Origin of the sequence: Oceaniglobus roseus, from assembly GCF_002869745.1 — a bacterium.
GTDB classification, from domain to species: Bacteria; Pseudomonadota; Alphaproteobacteria; order Rhodobacterales; family Rhodobacteraceae; genus Oceaniglobus; species Oceaniglobus roseus.
In genome coordinates this window covers 1-1932 of sequence record NZ_PNOS01000085.1, presented here as the reverse complement: position 1 = coordinate 1932, position 1932 = coordinate 1, and the positions used below count along the sequence as shown (strand labels likewise).

Genomic DNA, 1932 nt, shown 5'->3' with positions numbered 1-1932 from the left:
CCGCAGCGCGCCTCCCGCCGCCTGGACGCTGGAGGCGCCGGAGGCCGCCCTGCCGGTGCTCGGCGCGCCGGTCCCGGTGGCCGAGACCGCCGTGGCGGGATAGGGCGCGGCGGCGCCACGCAACGTCGCTGCCCCCCGATTGCCGCTATACATTCGGGCCCGAAGGGTCTATGCGCCACAGCTTGCAGCCCCCGCCACACCCGAACCTCAGATCGTGTGCCCGGGACCGGCCCCCGAACAGCAGATGTGACGCCCGTGATCCAGACCCTTGCCGATGCCCTTGCCGCCCGCGGCTACGACACCCTGACGCCCGTCCAGCAGGCGGTGACCGATCCCGCGCTGGACGGCGCCGATCTCCTGGTTTCCGCCCAGACCGGCTCGGGCAAGACGGTGGGCTTCGGCCTGGCCATCGGCCCGACCCTGCTGGACGAGACGGGCCGCTTCGGCGAGGCGGGCGCCCCCCACGCCCTCGTCATCGCGCCGACGCGCGAACTGGCGATGCAGGTCAAGCGCGAGTTGCAGTGGCTCTACGGGAACACCGGCGCCGTGCTCGCTTCCTGCGTCGGCGGCATGGACATGCGCGACGAGCGGCGCGCGCTGGACCGCGGCGCGCATATCGTCGTCGCCACGCCGGGCCGGTTGCGCGACCACATCATGCGCGGGTCGCTGAAGACGGACGCGATCCGGGCCGTGGTGCTGGACGAGGCGGACGAGATGCTGGACCTCGGCTTCCGCGAGGACCTGGAGTTCATCCTCGGCGAGGCGCCCGAGGGGCGGCGCACCCTGATGTTCAGCGCGACGGTGCCGAAGGCCATCGCCACGCTTGCACAGAACTATCAAAAGGACGCCGTAAGGGTCACGACCACCGCGGAAAAATCGCAACATTCCGACATTGCCTACCAGGCGATGAAGGTGGCCGAAGCGGATGCCGAGAACGCCATCATCAACGTGTTGCGCTATTACGAGGCGCCGAACGCGCTGGTCTTCTGCAACACCCGCGCCGTCGTCAACCGGCTGACCACGCGGTTCTCGAACCGCGGCTTCTCGGTCGTGGCGCTCTCGGGCGAGCTCACCCAGAACGAGCGGACCCACGCGCTGCAGGCGATGCGCGACGGACGGGCGCGGGTCTGCGTGGCGACGGACGTGGCGGCGCGGGGGATCGACCTGCCGAACCTCGAACTGGTGATCCATGCCGAGCTGCCGTCGAACTCCGAGACCCTGCTGCACCGCTCGGGGCGCACGGGCCGGGCCGGGCGCAAGGGCGTCTCGGCGCTGATCGTGCCGCCGAAGGCCACGAAGAAGGCCGAGCGGCTGCTTGGCGGCGCCAAGGTGCGGGCCGAGTGGACCGTGCCGCCCTCGGCCGACGAGGTGCGCGCGCGCGACGAGGAGCGGATGCTGGAGGATCCGGTCTGGGACGAGGACCTGAGCGAGGAGGAAGCGGCCTTCGCCGGGAAGCTGCTGGAGATGCAGGAGCCCGAGAAGATCGCCGCCGCCTACCTGCGGCTGTTCCGCGCCCGCCAGTCCGCCCCCGAGGACCTGTCCGATCCCGCCGCTCCGCCGCCGCCCCGCGCGCCCTTCGGGCCCGCGGTCTGGTTCTCGGTCGGCGTGGGCCGGGCCCAGAACGCCGAGCCGCGCTGGCTTCTGCCGATGCTCTGCAAGGCGGGCGGGCTGTCGAAGGACGACATCGGCGCGATCCGCATCCAGCAGGCCGAGACCTTCGTCGAGATCCTCGAATCCCGCGCCGCCGACTTCCTCAAGGCCATCGGCCCGGCCATGGCTCTGGAAGGTGGCACTTCCCTGAAACAGCTGGACCGCGCCCCGGACTTCGCCGCCCGCGGCCCCCGTCCGCCCCGTGCCCCGCGCCCGGAACCCCGCGCGCCGCGCGAGGCGACGCCAGAGGCGAAGCCGGCGTGGACGCCCGACGACACCCCG

At 72.2% G+C, this 1932-nt stretch carries 1 protein-coding gene; it reads left to right on the top strand.

What is annotated here, in order from left to right:
• Positions 1–255: 255 nt before the first annotated feature.
• On the top strand, positions 256–1932 hold a 1677-nt coding region (locus A7B20_RS21095), incomplete at its 3' end, for a DEAD/DEAH box helicase (RefSeq protein ID WP_102110539.1).